General features: G+C 73.3%; 17 protein-coding genes. 11 read left to right on the forward strand and 6 right to left on the reverse strand.

Going from position 1 to position 16,023, the window contains the following annotated elements:
• Window positions 1-3 precede the first annotated feature (3 nt).
• Window positions 4-678: an NADPH-dependent FMN reductase gene (locus KY5_RS12780; protein WP_098242358.1), complete on the reverse strand. Its 675-nt coding sequence runs from the start codon at window positions 676-678 to the stop codon at window positions 4-6.
• 63 nt (window positions 679-741) lie between these two features.
• On the opposite strand from KY5_RS12780, the gene soxR reads away from it, so the two are divergent.
• From soxR to KY5_RS12800, 4 genes are all read left to right on the forward strand, one after another.
• On the forward strand, window positions 742-1,251 hold the full coding sequence (soxR, locus tag KY5_RS12785; RefSeq protein WP_098242359.1) for a redox-sensitive transcriptional activator SoxR: 510 nt from the start codon (window positions 742-744) through the stop codon (window positions 1,249-1,251).
• Between the two features lie 9 nt (window positions 1,252-1,260).
• Complete coding sequence (locus KY5_RS12790) at window positions 1,261-2,058, forward strand: aminotransferase class IV (RefSeq protein WP_098242360.1); 798 nt, start codon at window positions 1,261-1,263, stop codon at window positions 2,056-2,058.
• Window positions 2,059-2,364: 306 nt separating this feature from the next.
• On the forward strand, window positions 2,365-2,916 hold the full coding sequence (locus tag KY5_RS12795; RefSeq protein WP_098242361.1) for a hypothetical protein: 552 nt from the start codon (window positions 2,365-2,367) through the stop codon (window positions 2,914-2,916).
• 120 nt (window positions 2,917-3,036) lie between these two features.
• Entirely contained in the window at window positions 3,037-3,732 is a 696-nt protein-coding gene (locus tag KY5_RS12800) for a class F sortase (protein WP_098242362.1), read from the forward strand.
• 9 nt (window positions 3,733-3,741) lie between these two features.
• On the opposite strand, the gene KY5_RS12805 is transcribed toward KY5_RS12800, so the two are convergent.
• The 3 genes from KY5_RS12805 to KY5_RS12810 form a co-directional block, all read right to left on the reverse strand.
• On the reverse strand, window positions 3,742-4,524 hold the full coding sequence (locus KY5_RS12805) for a sulfite exporter TauE/SafE family protein (RefSeq protein WP_098247214.1): 783 nt from the start codon (window positions 4,522-4,524) through the stop codon (window positions 3,742-3,744).
• Window positions 4,525-4,611: 87 nt separating this feature from the next.
• Window positions 4,612-4,803 (reverse strand): hypothetical protein, encoded by a 192-nt coding sequence (locus tag KY5_RS41760; RefSeq protein ID WP_159072518.1) that lies wholly within the window; start codon window positions 4,801-4,803, stop codon window positions 4,612-4,614.
• A 70-nt stretch (window positions 4,804-4,873) separates the two neighbouring features.
• A complete protein-coding gene (locus tag KY5_RS12810) occupies window positions 4,874-6,253 on the reverse strand; it encodes a ferric reductase-like transmembrane domain-containing protein (RefSeq protein ID WP_098247215.1) in 1,380 nt (459 codons plus the stop codon).
• A gap of 494 nt (window positions 6,254-6,747) precedes the next feature.
• Between KY5_RS12810 and KY5_RS12815 the strand changes: the two genes are divergently transcribed.
• The 6 genes from KY5_RS12815 (at window position 6,748) to KY5_RS12840 (ending at window position 13,420) form a co-directional block, all read left to right on the forward strand.
• Entirely contained in the window at window positions 6,748-7,965 is a 1,218-nt protein-coding gene (locus KY5_RS12815; RefSeq protein ID WP_098242363.1) for an NAD(P)/FAD-dependent oxidoreductase, read from the forward strand.
• Window position 7,966: 1 nt separating this feature from the next.
• A complete protein-coding gene (gene nirB / locus KY5_RS12820; protein WP_234362714.1) occupies window positions 7,967-10,555 on the forward strand; it encodes a nitrite reductase large subunit NirB in 2,589 nt (862 codons plus the stop codon).
• The gene (gene nirD / locus KY5_RS12825; RefSeq protein ID WP_098242364.1) at window positions 10,552-10,902 is read left to right on the forward strand and encodes a nitrite reductase small subunit NirD; all 351 of its coding nucleotides are present in this window, start codon (window positions 10,552-10,554) and stop codon (window positions 10,900-10,902) included. The genes nirB and nirD overlap by 4 nt, the downstream gene beginning before the upstream one ends.
• A gap of 33 nt (window positions 10,903-10,935) precedes the next feature.
• Window positions 10,936-11,520, forward strand: coding sequence for a TetR/AcrR family transcriptional regulator (locus KY5_RS12830; protein WP_098242365.1), 585 nt, complete (start codon window positions 10,936-10,938; stop codon window positions 11,518-11,520).
• Between the two features lie 85 nt (window positions 11,521-11,605).
• Window positions 11,606-12,382, forward strand: a complete 777-nt coding sequence (locus KY5_RS12835; RefSeq protein ID WP_098242366.1) for an SDR family NAD(P)-dependent oxidoreductase — start codon at window positions 11,606-11,608, stop codon at window positions 12,380-12,382.
• Window positions 12,383-12,496: 114 nt separating this feature from the next.
• A complete protein-coding gene (locus KY5_RS12840; protein WP_098242367.1) occupies window positions 12,497-13,420 on the forward strand; it encodes an oxidoreductase in 924 nt (307 codons plus the stop codon).
• A 75-nt stretch (window positions 13,421-13,495) separates the two neighbouring features.
• On the opposite strand, the gene KY5_RS12845 is transcribed toward KY5_RS12840, so the two are convergent.
• Both KY5_RS12845 and KY5_RS12850 read right to left on the reverse strand, forming a co-directional pair.
• Complete coding sequence (locus tag KY5_RS12845) at window positions 13,496-13,933, reverse strand: group III truncated hemoglobin (protein WP_098242368.1); 438 nt, start codon at window positions 13,931-13,933, stop codon at window positions 13,496-13,498.
• A gap of 51 nt (window positions 13,934-13,984) precedes the next feature.
• The gene (locus KY5_RS12850; RefSeq protein ID WP_234362715.1) at window positions 13,985-14,569 is read right to left on the reverse strand and encodes a hypothetical protein; all 585 of its coding nucleotides are present in this window, start codon (window positions 14,567-14,569) and stop codon (window positions 13,985-13,987) included.
• Between the two features lie 192 nt (window positions 14,570-14,761).
• Here KY5_RS12850 and KY5_RS12855 point away from each other — a divergent pair, with 192 nt between their 5' ends.
• Window positions 14,762-16,018 carry an ABC transporter substrate-binding protein gene (locus KY5_RS12855; protein WP_199843052.1) on the forward strand — a complete coding sequence of 419 codons (1,257 nt, stop codon included), beginning with the start codon at window positions 14,762-14,764 and terminating at the stop codon, window positions 16,016-16,018.
• The last annotated feature ends 5 nt before the right edge of the window (window positions 16,019-16,023 follow it).

Raw genomic sequence — 16,023 nt, forward strand, 5'->3', positions numbered from 1 at the left:
GGGTCAACTTCCGTACGGACGCACCTCCTTGGCGCTGCGCAGCGCCCACGCCCACCACGTCAGCTGGTCGAGCAGCGTCTTGGCCGCCGCGTCCGCGCTCGCCGGGTCCCGGTGGTTGCCCGCGTCGTCGAAGAGCGCGCCCGCGTTGTGGAAGGAGACGGTGTCGCGGATCGTCACGGCGTGCAGTTCGGCGAGGACCGGGCGCAGGTGTTCGACGGCACGGAGGCCGCCGGAGAGTCCGCCGTAGGAGACGAAGGCGACGGGCTTGGCCTGCCATTCGGCGCCGTGCCAGTCGATGAGGCTCTTCAGGGACGCCGGGTAGGAGTGGTTGTACTCGGGAGTGAGGACGATGAACGCGTCCGCGGCCGCCAACTTCGGTGTGACCTTGGCGAGTTCGGCGCTCACGGCGTCCGACGGGCTGAAGGAGAGGGACGTGGGCAGATCGGCGTCGGCCAGGTCGACGACGTCGACGGCGAGGTCGGTCCGCTCGCGCACCCTGGCGAGCAGCCACTCGGCGACGACGGGGCCGAAGCGGCCCTCCCGGTTGCTGCCGATGACGACGGCGACGCGGAGCGGGGCGGCGGACACGGACGCGGACGCCGCGGCGAACTCGGCGGCCAACTCGGCTGCGGAGGAAGCGGATTCGGCGGTGACGGAGGGTGACGTGGTTTCGGTCATGCGGCAAGCCTCGTACCTCAACCGCGCTTCAGGTCAAGACGATCTCGCGGTTACCCTGCCCGCATGACCTCGCACCTCGCACCGGACGCCAAGGAAGCCACCGTCGGCGAGATCGCCCGGCGCAGCGGTGTCGCCCCTTCCGCGCTGCGGTTCTACGAACGCGAAGGGCTCATCAAGAGCCGCCGCACCGGGGGCAATCAGCGCCGCTACAGCCGCGACACGCTGCGCAGGGTGGCCTTCATCCGCACCTCGCAGGGCATCGGCATCCCGCTGGCCACGATCCGCGACGTACTCGGTCTGCTCCCCGAGGACCGCACGCCGACCCGCGAGGACTGGGCGCTGATCTCCGAGCGCTGGCGCGCCGACCTCGACGCCCGCATCCGCACCCTGCAACGGCTGCGCGACAGCCTCAGCGACTGCATCGGCTGCGGCTGCCTCTCGCTCACCAAGTGCGCGCTGTCCAACCCCAGGGACGACCTCGGCGCGCGCGGCCCCGGGGCGCGCCGGTTCGTCGAGGAGCGGGGCCCGTCCGCCGCCGGGGGCCGTGGGCCGGCGGCGCCGGACGCCTCGTAGCGTGGCGGCATGACAACGACCCCGCAGGTGCGGCGCATCGAGATCGACGGCCGCCCCGCCACCGCCGAGACGCTGCTCCATCCCGCCACCGTGAACACGGGGCACTTCACCGCGATGCAGATCAGGGGCGGGAAGGTGCGCGGCATCGGCCTCCATCTGGCCCGCCTCGACGCGGCCAACCGCGAGCTCTTCGGACAGGGCATCGACGGGGATCACGTGCGCGGTCTGATCCGGCACGTCCTGCGCGACGACATCACCGACGCGTCCGTACGCGTCCACGTGCACGCCCCCGAAGGCGCCCCCTCCCTGATGATCACCGTCAGGCCGCCCACGGAGCTGCCCGCCGCGATGACCGACCGCGCGCAGGCGCTGCGGTCCGTGCCCTACCAGCGGCCCTTCGCGCACATCAAGCACCTGGGCGGCTTCGCGCAGGCCAGGCATACCGAGCTGGTGCGGCGCGCGGGCTTCGACGAGGCGCTGCTCACCGGGCCCGGCGGGGAGGTCAGCGAGGGCGCCGTCACGAACATCGCCTTCTTCGACGGCACCGGGATCGTGTGGCCGAGCGCGCCCCACCTCTCCGGCATCACGATGCAACTGCTCGAGGCCGCTCTGCCCGCCAGCGGCCTCCCCACCCGCCACGCCCCGGTCACCCTCGCCGACCTCCCGTCGTACGCGGCGGCCTTCGTCACCAATTCGTGGGGGGTCAGTCCGGTGCGACGGATCGACGACACGGCGTACGACATCGACGGGGCGTTGATGGAGAAGGTGGCGGGGATCTACGCGGGGGTGCCCTGGGACACGATCTGAGGCGGCTGGAGCCCGGGGGCAGAACCTCGGCCACGCCCCGGCCACGACCCCGGTCAGGCCCCGGGTCACCCATTCACAGCCGTCGCCCGCGTCCTTCGGACTCTTCCCCTCCGTACGCCGGTGACCTGCTGGAACGCTCTCGGTGGAGTGTCACGGACCGGGAGATCGGCGGGTTTCTGATGAGGCATCAGCAGGCGTGCGGGGGCGAGTGCCACTTACCTCGGCAGTGCGGGGTTCGACCGACGCAGCGGCACTTGGGGGTGCCGCGGGACGGGCCCGCGCGGAGGTCTCGGAGGAACTCGCACCATGCGCATCGCCCGCCTGCTGTCCGGTACCGCGCTCGCCGTAGCGGCGACGGGTGCGCTGGCCGCCCCCGCGTCCGCCGCGGCAGGCGGGGGCCTGGAGATTCATCCGGCCACCGTCTCCCCCGGCTCCACCGTCACCGTGAACACCACCGCCTGCGGCGCGGGCGGGACCGCGACGGGCGACGCGAGCGCGGTCGGCGCGGGCCCGTTCACGCTGGCGCCGAGCACGCACCCCGAGGACGCGGTCGGACAGTTCAAGGTCCCGCCTTCCGCGCAGCCCGGCACCTACGAGATCGTCGCGAAGTGCTCGGGCGCGGGCGGTCCCGCGACCAAGAACAAGCAGGTGGCGGGCGATCTGATGGTCACGGTCACCTCCACGGCCGACGCCGGGGAGCGGCAGCAGCCGCACCCGAAGGGACATGTGAAGACGGGGGTCGGCGGCGCACTCGGTCCCGAACCCGTACAGACCGCGGCGGGAGTGGCGGCCCTTGCCGTCGCCGCCGCGGGCGGTACCTGGCTCCTGCACCGCCGGGCGAGAGGCGACAGGATCTGACGGACACCCTCCGCTGTCCACCGGTACCGCCACCCCTGCCCCCTTCCGGCCCGTGTCCCCTCGCGGGCCGGGAGGGGGACGAGGGACGACAGGACCGACCGAACCCGAGGGGGAGGCCGTATGCGTCGCACACCCCGCGCGTCCCGGACGCGTGCGCAGGCCCGCACGGGCACCCGGTCCCGTACCCGCAAGAAGACCGGCAACGCCGTCATAGGAGCCGTCACCGTCGTCGCCCTGTGCTCCGGCGCGTGGCTGCTGCACAGCGGCGCCGAGTCGCACCCGCCGCCCCAGCCCTCCGCCGCGCAGGCAGCGGCGGCCCACCCCGGTGTCCACCGGGACGACGCGGGGCCCGCGCCGCTCCCCCCTTCGCCCCCCGACCGGGTGCGGATCCCCGCGATCGGCGTCGACGCGCCCCTGATGGGGCTCGGTCTGACCCCGCAGGGCAGCCTCGACGTACCGCCGCCCGAGCGCGAGAACCTCGCGGGCTGGTACGAGGCGGGCACCACGCCCGGCGAGCGCGGCACGGCCATCGTCGCGGGGCACGTCGACAACAAGGAGGGCCCCTCGGTCTTCTACGAGCTGGGCGCGCTGCACAAGGGGCGCACGATCGAGGTCGAGCGCAGGGACGGCAGCGTGGCCGTCTTCACCGTCGACGCGAACGAGGTGTACGACGCGGCCGACTTCCCCGACGAGAAGGTGTACGGCGCCGCGCACCGCCCCGAGCTGCGGGTGATCACCTGCGGCGGCACGTACTCGAAGAAGACCGGCTACCAGGGCAACGTGGTGGTCTTCGCGCACCTCACCGCGGTGCGCTGAGGCGACGGGCTACGCGAGCCACTGCTCGTACGCCATCTTCACCACGAGCCCGAGGACGGTGGTCAGGAGCACGATCCTGACGAAGCCGCTGCCCTTCTTCAGCGCGGTGTGCGCGCCGACCATGCCGCCCACGAGGTTGAAGAGGGCCATCAGACCGGCCAGCTGCCACAGGACCGCGCCCTGCCAGGCGAACATGGCGAGGGCGCCCGCGTTGGTGCAGCAGTTGACGATCTTGGCGGTGGCGGACGCCGCGACCAGGTCGAGGTGGAGCACCGCGGTCAGGGCGAGCACCAGGAAGGTGCCGGTGCCGGGCCCGATGAGGCCGTCGTAGAAGCCGATGCCGAGGCCCGCGAGGCCGATCGCGGCGAGGATCCGCTTCGGGGAGGCGGGCTCGGCGGACGGCGCGGTGCCGAAGGCGGGCCTGAGGATCACGAAGGCGGCGACGGCGAGCAGCACCACCATGATCACGGGCTTGAGCACCTCGGTGCTCATCCCGGCCGCGAAGAAGGCGCCGCCCATCGACCCGGCGAGCGCGGCGAGGCCGATGCGGACGGCGGTCGGCACGTCGACGGGGGTCTTCCTGACGTACGTCACGGCCGCGCCCGTGGTCCCGACGATCGCGACGGCCTTGTTGGTGCCGAGGGCGTGCGCGGCCGGGGTGGAGCCGGGCAGGCCGAGCAGCAGGGCCGGGAGCAGCAGCAGTCCGCCGCCGCCCACCACGGCGTCGATCCAGCCCGCCGCGAGGGCGGCGAGGCAGAGGACGACGACCGTGGTCAGGGATATGTCAGGCATGATCATGACCTTATGGACGCGGCGATCACGACGTCCACGGAACCGGTGAGAGTTGAGCGACTTCTGAGCTTTTGGGCCGGCTGGTGCTCAGGGGGCCGCCTGGGGTTCGGGGACCGTGGCCGGGGCGCGGTCGGGGGCAGGGGGCGCCGCCGGGTCGACGGTGAGGGCGAGAACGGTGGCAACGAGCGCACTCGCACCGGCAAGCCCAGCGGTAAGCCTGCGGCGGGCCGCGCGGGTGGGGCTCTTGGCCGGGGCGACGGGTCTGCGGTGGCGTCCCATGATCAGCTCTCTTGGGGTGGGGGGCGGGTGCCGGGGGTCGGGACTCGCAGCTCGCAGCCCCCGCTCGGACTCAATGCGTGAAGCACTCGGCATGGATGCGCTCCTGCGGGACGCCCGCACGGAGGAGTGCCGTCGTCGCCGCCGCCGTCATCCCCGGTGGGCCGCACAGGTAGACGTCGTGTTCGGCCAGGTCGGGTACGAGGTTGCACAGGGCCTGGGGGGCGAGTGGGTCGAAGGCGGCGTCGGAGCGGCCGAGCAGGAAGTGCAGGCCCGCCTGTCTGCTCGCGGCGATGGCCTCCAGTTCCTCGCGCAGGACGAGTTGTTCGGCGCTGCCCGCTCGGTAGAGCAGCGTGAGGTCGCCGGGGCCGCCCGGCAGCGTCTCGAAGAGGGCCCGCAGCGGCGTGATGCCGACGCCGCCCGCCAGGAGCAGCACCTTGCGCTTCGTACGGCGGTGAGCGGTGAGCGCGCCGAAAGGGCCGGTCGCGAGGACGCGCGTGCCTGGCCTGAGGCGCCGTATCCGCCGGGTGTGGTCGCCCGCCGCCTTCACGGTGATGCGCAGAGTGTCGTCGCGGACGGGCGCGGAGAGCGAGAAGGGCAGCGCGGTGTGCCAGAGCCTGCGCCGCAGGAAGCGCCAGCGGAAGAACTGCCCCGGCTCGGCCCGCAGTCCGTCGAGCCCGATGCCCTGGACGACCACGGAGACGACGCCGGGACCTTCCGTCCGTACGTCGATGACCCGCAGGCTGTGCCGCAGCGCCTGCCGTACGGGGACGACCAGGCGGTACCAGACCAGCAGGACGGCGACGGTGGCGTGCGCGAGGGCCCACAGCCAGAGGGTCAGGACGCTGCCCGCGACGTCGGGCCCGGCGAGCTGGTGCGCGAAGGCGAGGGCGGCGCCGAGGTAGGTGAGCAGGTGGACGGCGCGCCACGTCTCGTGCGGGACGCGGCGGCGCACGGCACGGGCGGAGCTCACGCCGACGGCGCCGAGCAGGGCGGTGCCGACGGTGGCGGCGGCGATGCCCGGGTAGCCGAGCAGGTCGGCGGCGGCGCTCAGGACGTCGGTCCCCGCGTGGGCGGCGTACCCGCAGAGCGCGAGGGCGGCGTGCGCCGCGCAGAGACTCAGCACGTGACGCCCGCCGAGCGCGTGCCGCCGGGCGAGCCTGTCGGCACCGACGCCGTGCTCGACGGCGGGCACGCGGGCCATCAGGAAGAGCATGACGAGGATCCCGTACCCGGCGAGCAGCCCCGTGAGATGCGCCCCGGTGGCGAACAGCACGTCGAGCCGCGCGGACGGCTCGGCCTGCGCGGCCCACTGAGCGGTGACGGCGACCGCGCCGACGAGGACGCCGGTGCGGAGGGCGGCGGGCGGGACGCGGAGGGGCGCGACCGGGGCGGCGGCGCCCCGCGCACGCGGCTCCCGCACCGAGCCCGTCCGGGGCGGTTCGGCGGGCATCGGCGGTGTCGGCACTGACGCTGCTGCGGGCCGCGCGGTCCCGGTGGGTTCCGTCCGGCTCAGGTAGGCGGACAACGCCGGATACGCGTCGAGTCGGGGTTCGGCTGCCTCGGTGGTCACGGCGGCACATTAGGCGCGGGGGACACCGGAAAACGGCTGGTCGACGCCGCATCCGGGATCCTTAAGGCGGCCTTGAGGATCGGCTGAAGGGGGGTTAAGCAACTGGTGCGTGGTGCGCGGGTCGGTGCGGAGGATCGGCGTGCCGGGCGGGGCGGTGCGGAGAATCGCCTGGTCTCGCGGATTCGGTGCGGAGCGTCGGGTGGGCGGGTGGGCGTGGATCCGCCGCGCAGCGGCGGCACAGGAGCGGACACCGCGGCGGCACAGTGAAGCAACCAAGCCCTCACACCCCCACGCCCCCCTCACTGAGAACACCGTTCCCCGAGGGAAACAACCCGGCCCCGACCGGGTAACACCCACCCCGCAGGCTGCGGGACATGACATCCACGGCAGTGGTGATCGGCACGGGCCCGGCCGGCACCCGCGTAGCGCAGCGGCTCGGCGACGACACCGTGCTGATCGGCGAGGAGGCCCACGCCCCGTACAACCGCGTCCTGCTCGCGGAGGTCCTCGCGGGCCGGTACGCCCCGGACGTCATCGCCCTGCCGACCCCACCGGGCACCACGCTCCGCACCCGCGCCGTCCGCGTCGACCGCGCCGAGCGGCGGGTGCACTGCGCGGACGGCACCGTCGTCCCGTACGGCACGCTCGTGCTGGCGACGGGCGCCAACCCCGTCCTGCCGCCGCTGCGCGGCCTGTTCGCGCCCGGCGCCGCCGAACTCCCCTGCGGCGTCCACGCCTTCCGCACCATGGACGACTGTCTCGCGCTGTCCGCCGAGACGGGCCCCGGCGTCCGCGTCGCCGTCATCGGCGGCGGACTGCTCGGCGTCTCGGCCGCCCGCGCGCTGGCCCGCAGGGGCGCTCAGGTCGTCCTCCTCCAGCAGGCCGAACGCCTCATGCAGCGTCAACTCGACCCGGACTCGTCCCAGTTGGTGCACGACCACCTGACGGGCCTGGGCGTCGAGGTGCACACCGAGTGCCGCGTGCGCGCCGTCGGCGTGGTCGACGGCGCCGTCCGCCGGGTCGAACTCGCCGACGGGTACGTACTCGGCACCGACGTCACCGTCCTGGCCTGCGGCGTCCGCCCCCGCACCGGTCTGGCGCGGGCCGCGGGACTCGACGTACGGACGGGGATCGTCGTCGACGACCGGCTGCGGACGTCGGACCCGCACATCCGCGCGATCGGCGACTGCGCGGAGCACGCGGGCCGCGTCTACGGCCTGGCGACGCCCGCCGTGGAACAGGCCGACGCGCTGGCCGACGACCTCCTGTCGACGGCCGGGTCCGACCGCCCCCGCCCCTACTCCGGCACCCGCACCCTCACCCGCCTCACCCTCGCGGGCCCCGGCCCCCTGGACCTCGCGGTCTTCGGCGACCTGGAGCCGCGCCCCGACGACGACGTCGTGCGGCTCGCCGACGCCACCCGGGGCACGTACCGCAAGGTCGTCGTCCGCGGCGACCGCCTCGTCGGCGGCGTCCTGCTCGGCGATCTCGACGCGGTCGGCGCGCTCGCCCGCGCCTGGGAGGCCGAGGAGCCGCTGCCCGACGACGACACCCCCCTGCTCCACCTGCTCACCCACGACGGAGGCCGCTGACATGCCGATCCCCGCTGACATGCCGAGCTCCCAGAGTTCCCCCGACCACCGCCGCCCCACCCTCGTGCTCGTCGGCCACGGCATGGTCGGCCAGCGCTTCCTGGAGGCGGCCGCCGAGCGCGGGCTCACCGCCACGCACCGGATCGTGGTGCTGTGCGAGGAGCCGCGCCCCGCCTACGACCGCGTCCAGCTCACCTCGTACTTCGCGGGCCGCACGCCCGATGAACTCTCCCTCACCGACCGGGAGTTCATCGAGCGGCACGGCATCGAACTGCACGTCGGCGACGCCGCCGAGCGGTTCGACAGGGACGCGCGGACCGTGACCGCGCGCTCGGGTCGCGTCGTCGCCTACGACACGCTCGTCCTGGCCACCGGCTCCTACCCCTTCGTCCCGCCCGTGCCGGGCAAGGACGCGACGGGCTGCTTCGTCTACCGCACCATCGAGGACCTGCTCGCCATCGAGGAGTACGCCAAGGCGCGCGCGAAGACCGGAGCGGTGGTCGGCGGCGGGCTGCTCGGCCTGGAGGCGGCCGGTGCCCTGCGCGGGCTCGGACTCGCCACGCACGTCGTGGAGTTCGCACCCCGGCTCATGCCGGTCCAGGTCGACGAGGGCGGCGGCGCGGCGCTCCTGCGCACCCTCACCGGCATGGGCCTGACCGTGCACACCGGCACCGGCACGCAGGAGATCGTGACGGGCGAGGACGGCGCCGTACGCGGGATGAGGCTGTCCGACGGGAGTGAACTCGTCACCGATCTGGTGGTGTTCTCGGCGGGCGTTCGTCCGCGCGACCAGCTCGCCCGCGACCACGGCCTCCTCGTCGGCGAGCGTGGCGGCATCACCGTCGACGAACTGTGCCGCACCAGCGACCCCGCCGTGTACGCGATCGGCGAGTGCGCGCAGGCATCGGACGGCCGCGTCTACGGCCTGGTCGCGCCCGGCTACGAGATGGCCGAGACGGCGGCCGCCGCCATCGCCGACGCGGAGTGCGCGGGCTTCACCGGCGCCGACCTGTCCACCAAACTGAAGCTGCTCGGCGTGGACGTGGCCTCCTTCGGCGACGCGCACGGCACGGCGGAAGGATGCCTCGACGTCGTCTACGCCGACTCGCGCTCGGGCACGTACAAGAAGCTGGTGATGGGCGCGGGCGGCGAGCTGCTCGGCGGCATCCTGGTCGGCGACGCGGAGGCGTACGGCCTGCTGCGCCCGCTGACCGGGACCGTACCGCCGCTGCCCGCCGAGCAGTTGGTGCTGCCCGCGGGCGCGGGCCCGGCCGCCGCGCTCGGCCCCGAGGCGCTGCCGGGATCGGCGGTGATCTGCAACTGCCACAACGTCACCAAGGACGCCATCCACGCCTGTTCCTCGCTGCCCGAGGTGAAGAAGTGCACCAAGGCGGGTACGGGCTGCGGCAGTTGCCTGAAGGTGATCGGGCAGCTCCTGCCGAAGAGCGGAGACGACGGGCTGTGCGGCTGCTTCGGGCAGACCCGCCAGGAGCTGTACGAGATCGTGCGGGCGCTGCGGATCACCTCCTACCGCGCGCTGCTCGACGCGCACGGGCGCGAGACGGCGCGCGGCGGCGAGGGCTGCGAGGTGTGCAAGCCCGCGGTCGGCTCGATCATCGCCTCGCTGGCCCCGACGATCGGCGCGGGCGGGCACGTGCTCGACGGCGAGCAGGCCGCCCTGCAGGACACCAACGACCACTTCCTCGCCAACCTCCAGAAGAACGGCTCCTATTCGGTGGTGCCCCGCATCCCCGGCGGCGAGATCACCCCCGACAAGCTCATCGTCATCGGCGAGGTGGCACGGGACTTCGGGCTCTACACGAAGATCACCGGCGGTCAGCGCATCGACCTGTTCGGCGCGCGCGTCGAGCAACTGCCCATGATCTGGACACGGTTGGTCGATGCGGGCTTCGAGTCGGGACACGCGTACGGCAAGGCGCTGCGCACCGTGAAATCCTGCGTGGGGCAGACCTGGTGCCGGTACGGCGTGCAGGACTCGGTGCGCATGGCCATCGACCTGGAGCTGCGCTACCGGGGCCTCAGGGCGCCCCACAAGCTGAAGTCGGCGGTCTCCGGGTGCGCCCGCGAGTGCGCGGAGGCCCAGTCCAAGGACTTCGGCGTGATCGCCACGGCGAGCGGCTGGAACCTGTACGTGGGCGGCAACGGCGGCGCCACCCCGCGCCACGCCGACCTGCTCGCCCAGGACCTGGACGACGCGGGCCTGGTGCGCCTCATCGACCGCTTCCTGATGTTCTACATCCGCACCGCCGACCGCCTGGAGCGCACGTCGACCTGGCTGGAGCGGATCGAAGGCGGCCTCGACCACGTCCGCGACGTCGTCGTGCGCGACTCGCTCGGCATCGGCGCCGAACTGGACGCCCTGATGGCCGACCACGTCGCGCACTACCGCGACGAGTGGGCCGACACCCTCGACGACCCCGAGCGGCTCGCGCGCTTCGTGTCCTTCGTGAACGCGCCGGGCACCCCGGACCCGACGGTCCGGTTCGTGCCCGAGCGCCGCCAGATCAAGCCGGACCTGCCCCTGCTGTCCCTCGGCACCCGCCCCCTGGAAGGAAGTGTCGCCCCGTGACCCTCGCGCCCGAGACCACCGACCTGACGGTGCAGCTCCACCTGGACCAGGGCTGGTTCACCGCCTGCGGCCTGGACCTTCTCATCCCGGGCCGTGGCGTCGCGGCCCTGCTGCCCGACGGCCGACAGGCCGCGCTCTTCCTCGGCAGGGACGGCCGCGCGTACGCCATCGACAACCGGGACCCCTTCACGGGCGCGGCGGTGCTCTCGCGGGGCCTGGTCGGCTCCGAGCGCGGGCGCCCGTTCGTGGCGTCGCCGCTCCTGAAGCAGCGCTTCGACCTGGAGACCGGGCGCTGCCTGGACGACGACGCGGTGTCGGTTACCGTCTACCCGACGCAAATTGCTTGACCGATCGTTCCAGAACGGCGTAGCGTCCTCCTCGTGGCAAGGACCAAGGAATTCGATCCGGACGCCGCGCTCCAGTCGGCCCTAGAGCTGTTCTGGCGGCGCGGCTACGAGGCGACCTCGATGGCCGACCTCGTCGAGGAGCTCGGCATCGGCCGCGCCAGCATCTACGCGACCTTCGGCAACAAGCACGACCTGTACCTGAAGGCCCTGGACCGCTACGGCGAGAACCAGGACCCGACCCTGCTCGCCGAGCTCTCCCAGCCGGGGCCCGCACTGCCCGCCGTACGCGCGGTGGTGCGCCGCTTCGGCGCCGAGTCCATGACCGAAGGACGCCGCCTGAGCGGGTGTTTCATCACCAACACGGCGGCCGAGCTGGCCTCGCACGACGAGGCGGCCGCCCGCACGGTCGAGCGCAGCTGGGAGCGGATCGAGACCCTGCTGCACTCCGCGCTCGTCCGCGCCCGGGCACAGGGCGAGCTGCCCCAGGACCGCGATCCGCTGACGCTGGCCCGGATGCTCCTCGTCCTGATGCAGGGCCTTCGCGTGGTCGGCAAGGCGTCCGCGGACCCGGCGCGGGTGCGGGACGCGGTGGAGCAGGCGCTGACCCTCCTGGACTGAGCCACCCCCTCCCCCGTGACCCTTTTCCATTGACCCCTTTTTCATGCCCCAATACTGGACCGATCAGTCAAGAAAAGAGTTCATCATGACCGCAGCACCCCGCACCCGCTTCACCGGCCGCACCGTCCTCGTCACCGGTGGCGGCTCCGGCCTCGGCCGGGCCATGGCGCTCGCGTTCGCCGCCGAGGGTGCCTCCGTCGTCGTCGCGGGCCGCTCCGAGGGCCCGCTGAAGGAGACCGTCGGACTCATCGAGGAGGCGGGCGGCACCGCCCTGGCCCGCACCGCCGACGTCTCGCGCTCCGCCGACCTCGCGGCCCTGGTCGAGGCCACCGTCGAGCGCTTCGGCTCGCTGGACGTCGCCGTGAACAACGCGGGCGTCCTGCGCGCGGGACAGCCCGTCGCCGAACTGCCCGAGGACGACTGGCGGACGATGCTCGACATCAACGTCACCGGCGTCCTGCTCGCGCTGCAGGCCGAGGTGCGGCAGATGCGGACCCAGTCCACGGGCGGCGCGATCGTCAACATCGGCTCGACCCTGGGCGCCCACACCAGCGTGCCCGGCACGGCGGCCTACGGGGCCACCAAGGCAGCCGTCTCCGCGCTGAGCCGCGCGGCCGCCGCCGAGCACATCAGGGACGGCGTCCGCATCAACACCGTCAGCCCCGGCTCCTCGGACACCACCATGTCGTTCCGCCCCGGCGAGACCGAGGCCGACCGCGCGGCCCGCATCAAGGAGAGCAACCCGCTGGGCCGCGTCTCGACGACCGAGGAGGTCGCCGCCGCCGTGCTGTACCTGGCCGCGGACGAGTCGGGCTCCGTGGTCGGCGCCGACCTGGTGATCGACGGCGGCGCGGCGGCCTGACCCCTCGGCACCCGGCCCATGCGGCCCGGTCCCGGGGCCGGGCTCCCTCTCGGACCCGCCCTGCCTTACCCTGCGGCGAGCATCCGATACATCCCCTACCGAGGGAGCCCTGCCATGCCCGCCTGGACCGCGCGCGACATCCCCGACCAGAGCGGCCGCCGGGCCGTGGTCACCGGCGCCAACAGCGGCATCGGGTACGTCACCGCCCGCGAGCTCGCCCGCCGCGGCGCCCACGTGGTCCTCGCCTGCCGCAGCGCGGAGCGCGGCACGCGCGCGGTGGACGCGCTGCGGGCCGAAGTGCCGGACGCCGACGTCGAGTTCGGGCAGCTCGACCTCGCGGACCTGGCGTCCGTGCGGCAGTTCGCCGAGGCGTACGCGGACGAGCGCCTCGATCTGCTCGTCAACAACGCGGGCGTGATGGCGCTGCCCTACCGGCGCACGGCGGACGGCTTCGAGACGCAGTTCGGCGTCAACCACCTCGGCCACTTCGCGCTCACCGGGCTGCTCCTGCCCCATCTCCTCGGGACGCCGGGCGCCCGGGTCATCAGCGTGTCGAGCGGCGCCCACGCCCTGGGCAACATCGACATCGGCGACCTCAACAGCGAGCGCCACTACCGCCGTTGGATCGCCTACGGCCGCTCCAAGACGGCCAACCTCCTCTTCGTCCACGAGCTGGCGCGCCGCCTGGCCGCCGTCGGCTCCGAGGTCGTCGCGGCCGCCGCCCACCCCGGCTACGCATCGACCAACCTCCAGGCCACGGGCCCCCGGATGGAGGGCCGCAGGACCGCCGAGCGCGTCATGGAACTCGGCAACCGGATCATCGGACAGCCCGCGGAGACGGGCGCGCTGCCCACGCTGTACGCGGCCACCGCGCCGCGGGTCAAGCCCGACTGGTTCACCGGTCCCGCCTGGGGCGTGCGCGGGGCGCCCACCAGGTCCTGGCGGGCGAAGTGGACGCTGAACGACGTGGCGGGCGAACGGCTGTGGGCCGCGTCGGAGGATCTGACGGGCGTGACGTACGAGGCGCTCAAGATCTGATCACGTCCCCCGGGCGCCGCGCCGCACGCCGCCGTACGCCCCGCCTCGCCGTATCCCCACCCCGTCGTACGCCTCCTACGCCGCCGCCCGCAGCTCCACCGCCGCGAGCGGAACAAAGCCCGGGCCCTCCCCCGCCGTGGACACGTCCTTGCCGCCGAGCCTGCGCAGCATGGCGAGCGCGATCCGCTCCCCCTGCGCCTTCGCGCGGTCCGCGTTCGGGCCCTGGTGCAGCCCGTCGACCGTGGCGTGCCACAGCTGCGTCCAGCGCCCGAAGTGCTCGGCGGTGAGCGGGCGCGCGGAGTGCAGCGCGGAGTGCGGGGCGAAGGCGTTGCGGCGGTATGCGGCGGTACGGAACAGCGCGCGCTCCCAGAAGTCGGTGATGCGCGGCAGATGGACGTCGAGGTCGGTCCCCGCGACCTCCGTGAAGAACGGGCCGATCAGCGGGTCGGCGAAAGCGGCCGTGTAGAAGCGGCGGAGCAGGACGTCGAGGTCGTCGCGCGTGGAGATGTCCATGTCTCCACGCTCCGCCCCGCGCCCACCGCCTCCCAGGGCCGAAGGTCCCCGTCAGTGCAGGTCGGACGCCTCGAAGACGGCCCGCGCCGCGGCCCCGTCGACGCGGGCCGTCAGGCGCCGCAGCTCGACGCAGCCGGTCCTGAGCAGCCCGGCCTCCCGCGCGGCGCGGGCGCCGGTGTCCAGGCGGTGCAGGAGCAGCGGGTTGTCGACGAGCACCTGGGGGTCGATCTCGACGCGGTTACCGAGGGAGTCGCACAGGACCAGGCGCGCGGCGACGCCCTGGCTGTGCCGCACGGCGGTGAGCAGCCCGGTGCAGACGTGCCTGCGCCGCCCGAGACCGCGCACGGCGAGCCATCCCGGCCCCGCCGTCACGCGCACGGGGTGCAGCACCAGGTAGAGGAGCCCGGAGAGCCCGGCCCACAGGACGAACCTGAGCGGTCCGAGCGTGCCGTTGGCCCAGTCGACCAGGAGGACGAGGCCGAAGAGCACGAGCGCGCAGAAGCAGGCGTCCCGCACGTCGGCGGCCCAGCGCCGGTCGGCCGTGACCTCCCGTCCCGCATCGAGCACATCGCCGTACGCGCCGTACGCGAGGGCACCGCTTCCGCGTGCGCGCCGTGTGGTCCTGTTGTGTCCCATGTGCGGCACCGTAGGACGGCCGGGGGGCGCCGTCACCGGCGTTGACGTGGTGCATACACCGAGCGCGCACTCCTTGACGGGCCGCTGACGACGACACTCGGCCGCAACACCCCTGTCGTAATCCCCGTCCATGGTTGATCGTTGGGCCGGATGCGTACCGAGACACCGACATCACGCAGGGGGACGACCAGCATGACCATCAGCCGCAGGACACTGCTCGGGACGGGCGCGGCGCTCGGACTGCTCACCGCGTGCGGGTCCAACACCGGCCGCGACGGCGGAGGTTCGGGCGGCAGCGGCCCGAAGCTCTCGCAGTGGTACCACCAGTACGGCGAACCGGGCGCCGAGCAGGCCGTCGAGCGGTACGCCGCCGCGTACAAGAAGGCGGACGTCAGCGTGCAGTGGCGGCCCGGCAACTACGACGAGCAGACCGCCGCCGCCCTGCTCACCGACTCGGGCCCCGACGTCTTCGAAGTCAACGGCCCCACCCTCGACCAGATCCAGCGGGGCCAGGTCGTCGACCTCACCGACCTCTTCGAGGGGGTCAAGGACGACTTCAATCCGGTGGTCCTCGCCCCCAAGACGTACGACGGCAAGATCTGGGCGGTCCCGCAGGTCGTCGACATGCACCTGCTCTACTACCGCAAGAGCCTGCTCGCCGACGCGGGCGTCGAGCCGCCGAAGAGCCTGGACGAGCTGGTCGACGCGGCGAAGGCGCTCACCACGAAGAAGGTGAAGGGCCTCTTCCTCGGCAACGACGGCGGCGCGGGCGCGCTCGCCATCACCCCGCTGTACGCGGCGGGCCTGTCCTCCGTGACCGAGGACGGCAAGGTCGGCTTCGACGACCCGGCGGCCGCGAGGACGCTCGGCAAGCTGCGCCAGCTGTACGCCGACAAGTCGCTCCTGCTCGGCGCGCCCTCCGACTGGTCGGACCCCTCGGCGTTCACGCAGGGGCTGACCGCCATGCAGTGGTGCGGCCTGTGGGCGCTGCCCGCCGTGCGGAAGGCGCTCGGCGACGACTTCGGCGTGCTCGCGCTCCCCGCGGACGGCGCGGACGGCAAGCCGTCGCTGCCCGTCGGCGCGTACGGGGCGGCGGTGAGCGCCCGGGGCGACCACCGCAAGGAGGCGAAGGACTTCGTGAAGTGGCTGTGGGTCGACGGCACCGAGTACCAGGAGGACTTCGCGCTCTCCTACGGCTTCCACATCCCGGCCAGGCTCTCCCTCGCGAAGAAGGCCGACAAGCTGAAGGAGGGCCCTGCGGCGGACGCCGTGCGCTACTCCACCGAGTACGGCTACGCGGAGCCCCTGCTGTGGACGCCCGCGAGCCGCACCGCCTACCAGGACGCGCTGAGCCGGATCATCAAGTCGGGCGCGAACCCGGAGAGCGAGCTGAAGTCGGTGGTGCGCAAGGTGCGGGCTGAGCTCGACCGCGTCAAGAAGAAGTCGTGAGGCGG

Source organism: Streptomyces formicae (assembly GCF_002556545.1).
Taxonomy (GTDB): Bacteria; Actinomycetota; Actinomycetes; order Streptomycetales; family Streptomycetaceae; genus Streptomyces; species Streptomyces formicae_A.

Bases quoted from the DNA above. Each gene is read 5' to 3' on its own strand.
- KY5_RS12780 (WP_098242358.1), bottom strand. From the start codon at position 678: ATGACCGAAACCACGTCACCCTCCGTCACCGCCGAATCCGCTTCCTCC.
- soxR (WP_098242359.1), top strand. From the start codon at position 742: ATGACCTCGCACCTCGCACCGGACGCCAAGGAAGCCACCGTCGGCGAG.
- KY5_RS12790 (WP_098242360.1), top strand. From the start codon at position 1,261: ATGACAACGACCCCGCAGGTGCGGCGCATCGAGATCGACGGCCGCCCC.
- KY5_RS12795 (WP_098242361.1), top strand. From the start codon at position 2,365: ATGCGCATCGCCCGCCTGCTGTCCGGTACCGCGCTCGCCGTAGCGGCG.
- KY5_RS12800 (WP_098242362.1), top strand. From the start codon at position 3,037: ATGCGTCGCACACCCCGCGCGTCCCGGACGCGTGCGCAGGCCCGCACG.
- KY5_RS12805 (WP_098247214.1), bottom strand. From the start codon at position 4,524: ATGCCTGACATATCCCTGACCACGGTCGTCGTCCTCTGCCTCGCCGCC.
- KY5_RS41760 (WP_159072518.1), bottom strand. From the start codon at position 4,803: ATGGGACGCCACCGCAGACCCGTCGCCCCGGCCAAGAGCCCCACCCGC.
- KY5_RS12810 (WP_098247215.1), bottom strand. From the start codon at position 6,253: ATGCCCGCCGAACCGCCCCGGACGGGCTCGGTGCGGGAGCCGCGTGCG.
- KY5_RS12815 (WP_098242363.1), top strand. From the start codon at position 6,748: ATGACATCCACGGCAGTGGTGATCGGCACGGGCCCGGCCGGCACCCGC.
- nirB (WP_234362714.1), top strand. From the start codon at position 7,967: ATGCCGATCCCCGCTGACATGCCGAGCTCCCAGAGTTCCCCCGACCAC.
- KY5_RS12835 (WP_098242366.1), top strand. From the start codon at position 11,606: ATGACCGCAGCACCCCGCACCCGCTTCACCGGCCGCACCGTCCTCGTC.
- KY5_RS12840 (WP_098242367.1), top strand. From the start codon at position 12,497: ATGCCCGCCTGGACCGCGCGCGACATCCCCGACCAGAGCGGCCGCCGG.
- KY5_RS12845 (WP_098242368.1), bottom strand. From the start codon at position 13,933: ATGGACATCTCCACGCGCGACGACCTCGACGTCCTGCTCCGCCGCTTC.
- KY5_RS12850 (WP_234362715.1), bottom strand. From the start codon at position 14,569: ATGGGACACAACAGGACCACACGGCGCGCACGCGGAAGCGGTGCCCTC.
- KY5_RS12855 (WP_199843052.1), top strand. From the start codon at position 14,762: ATGACCATCAGCCGCAGGACACTGCTCGGGACGGGCGCGGCGCTCGGA.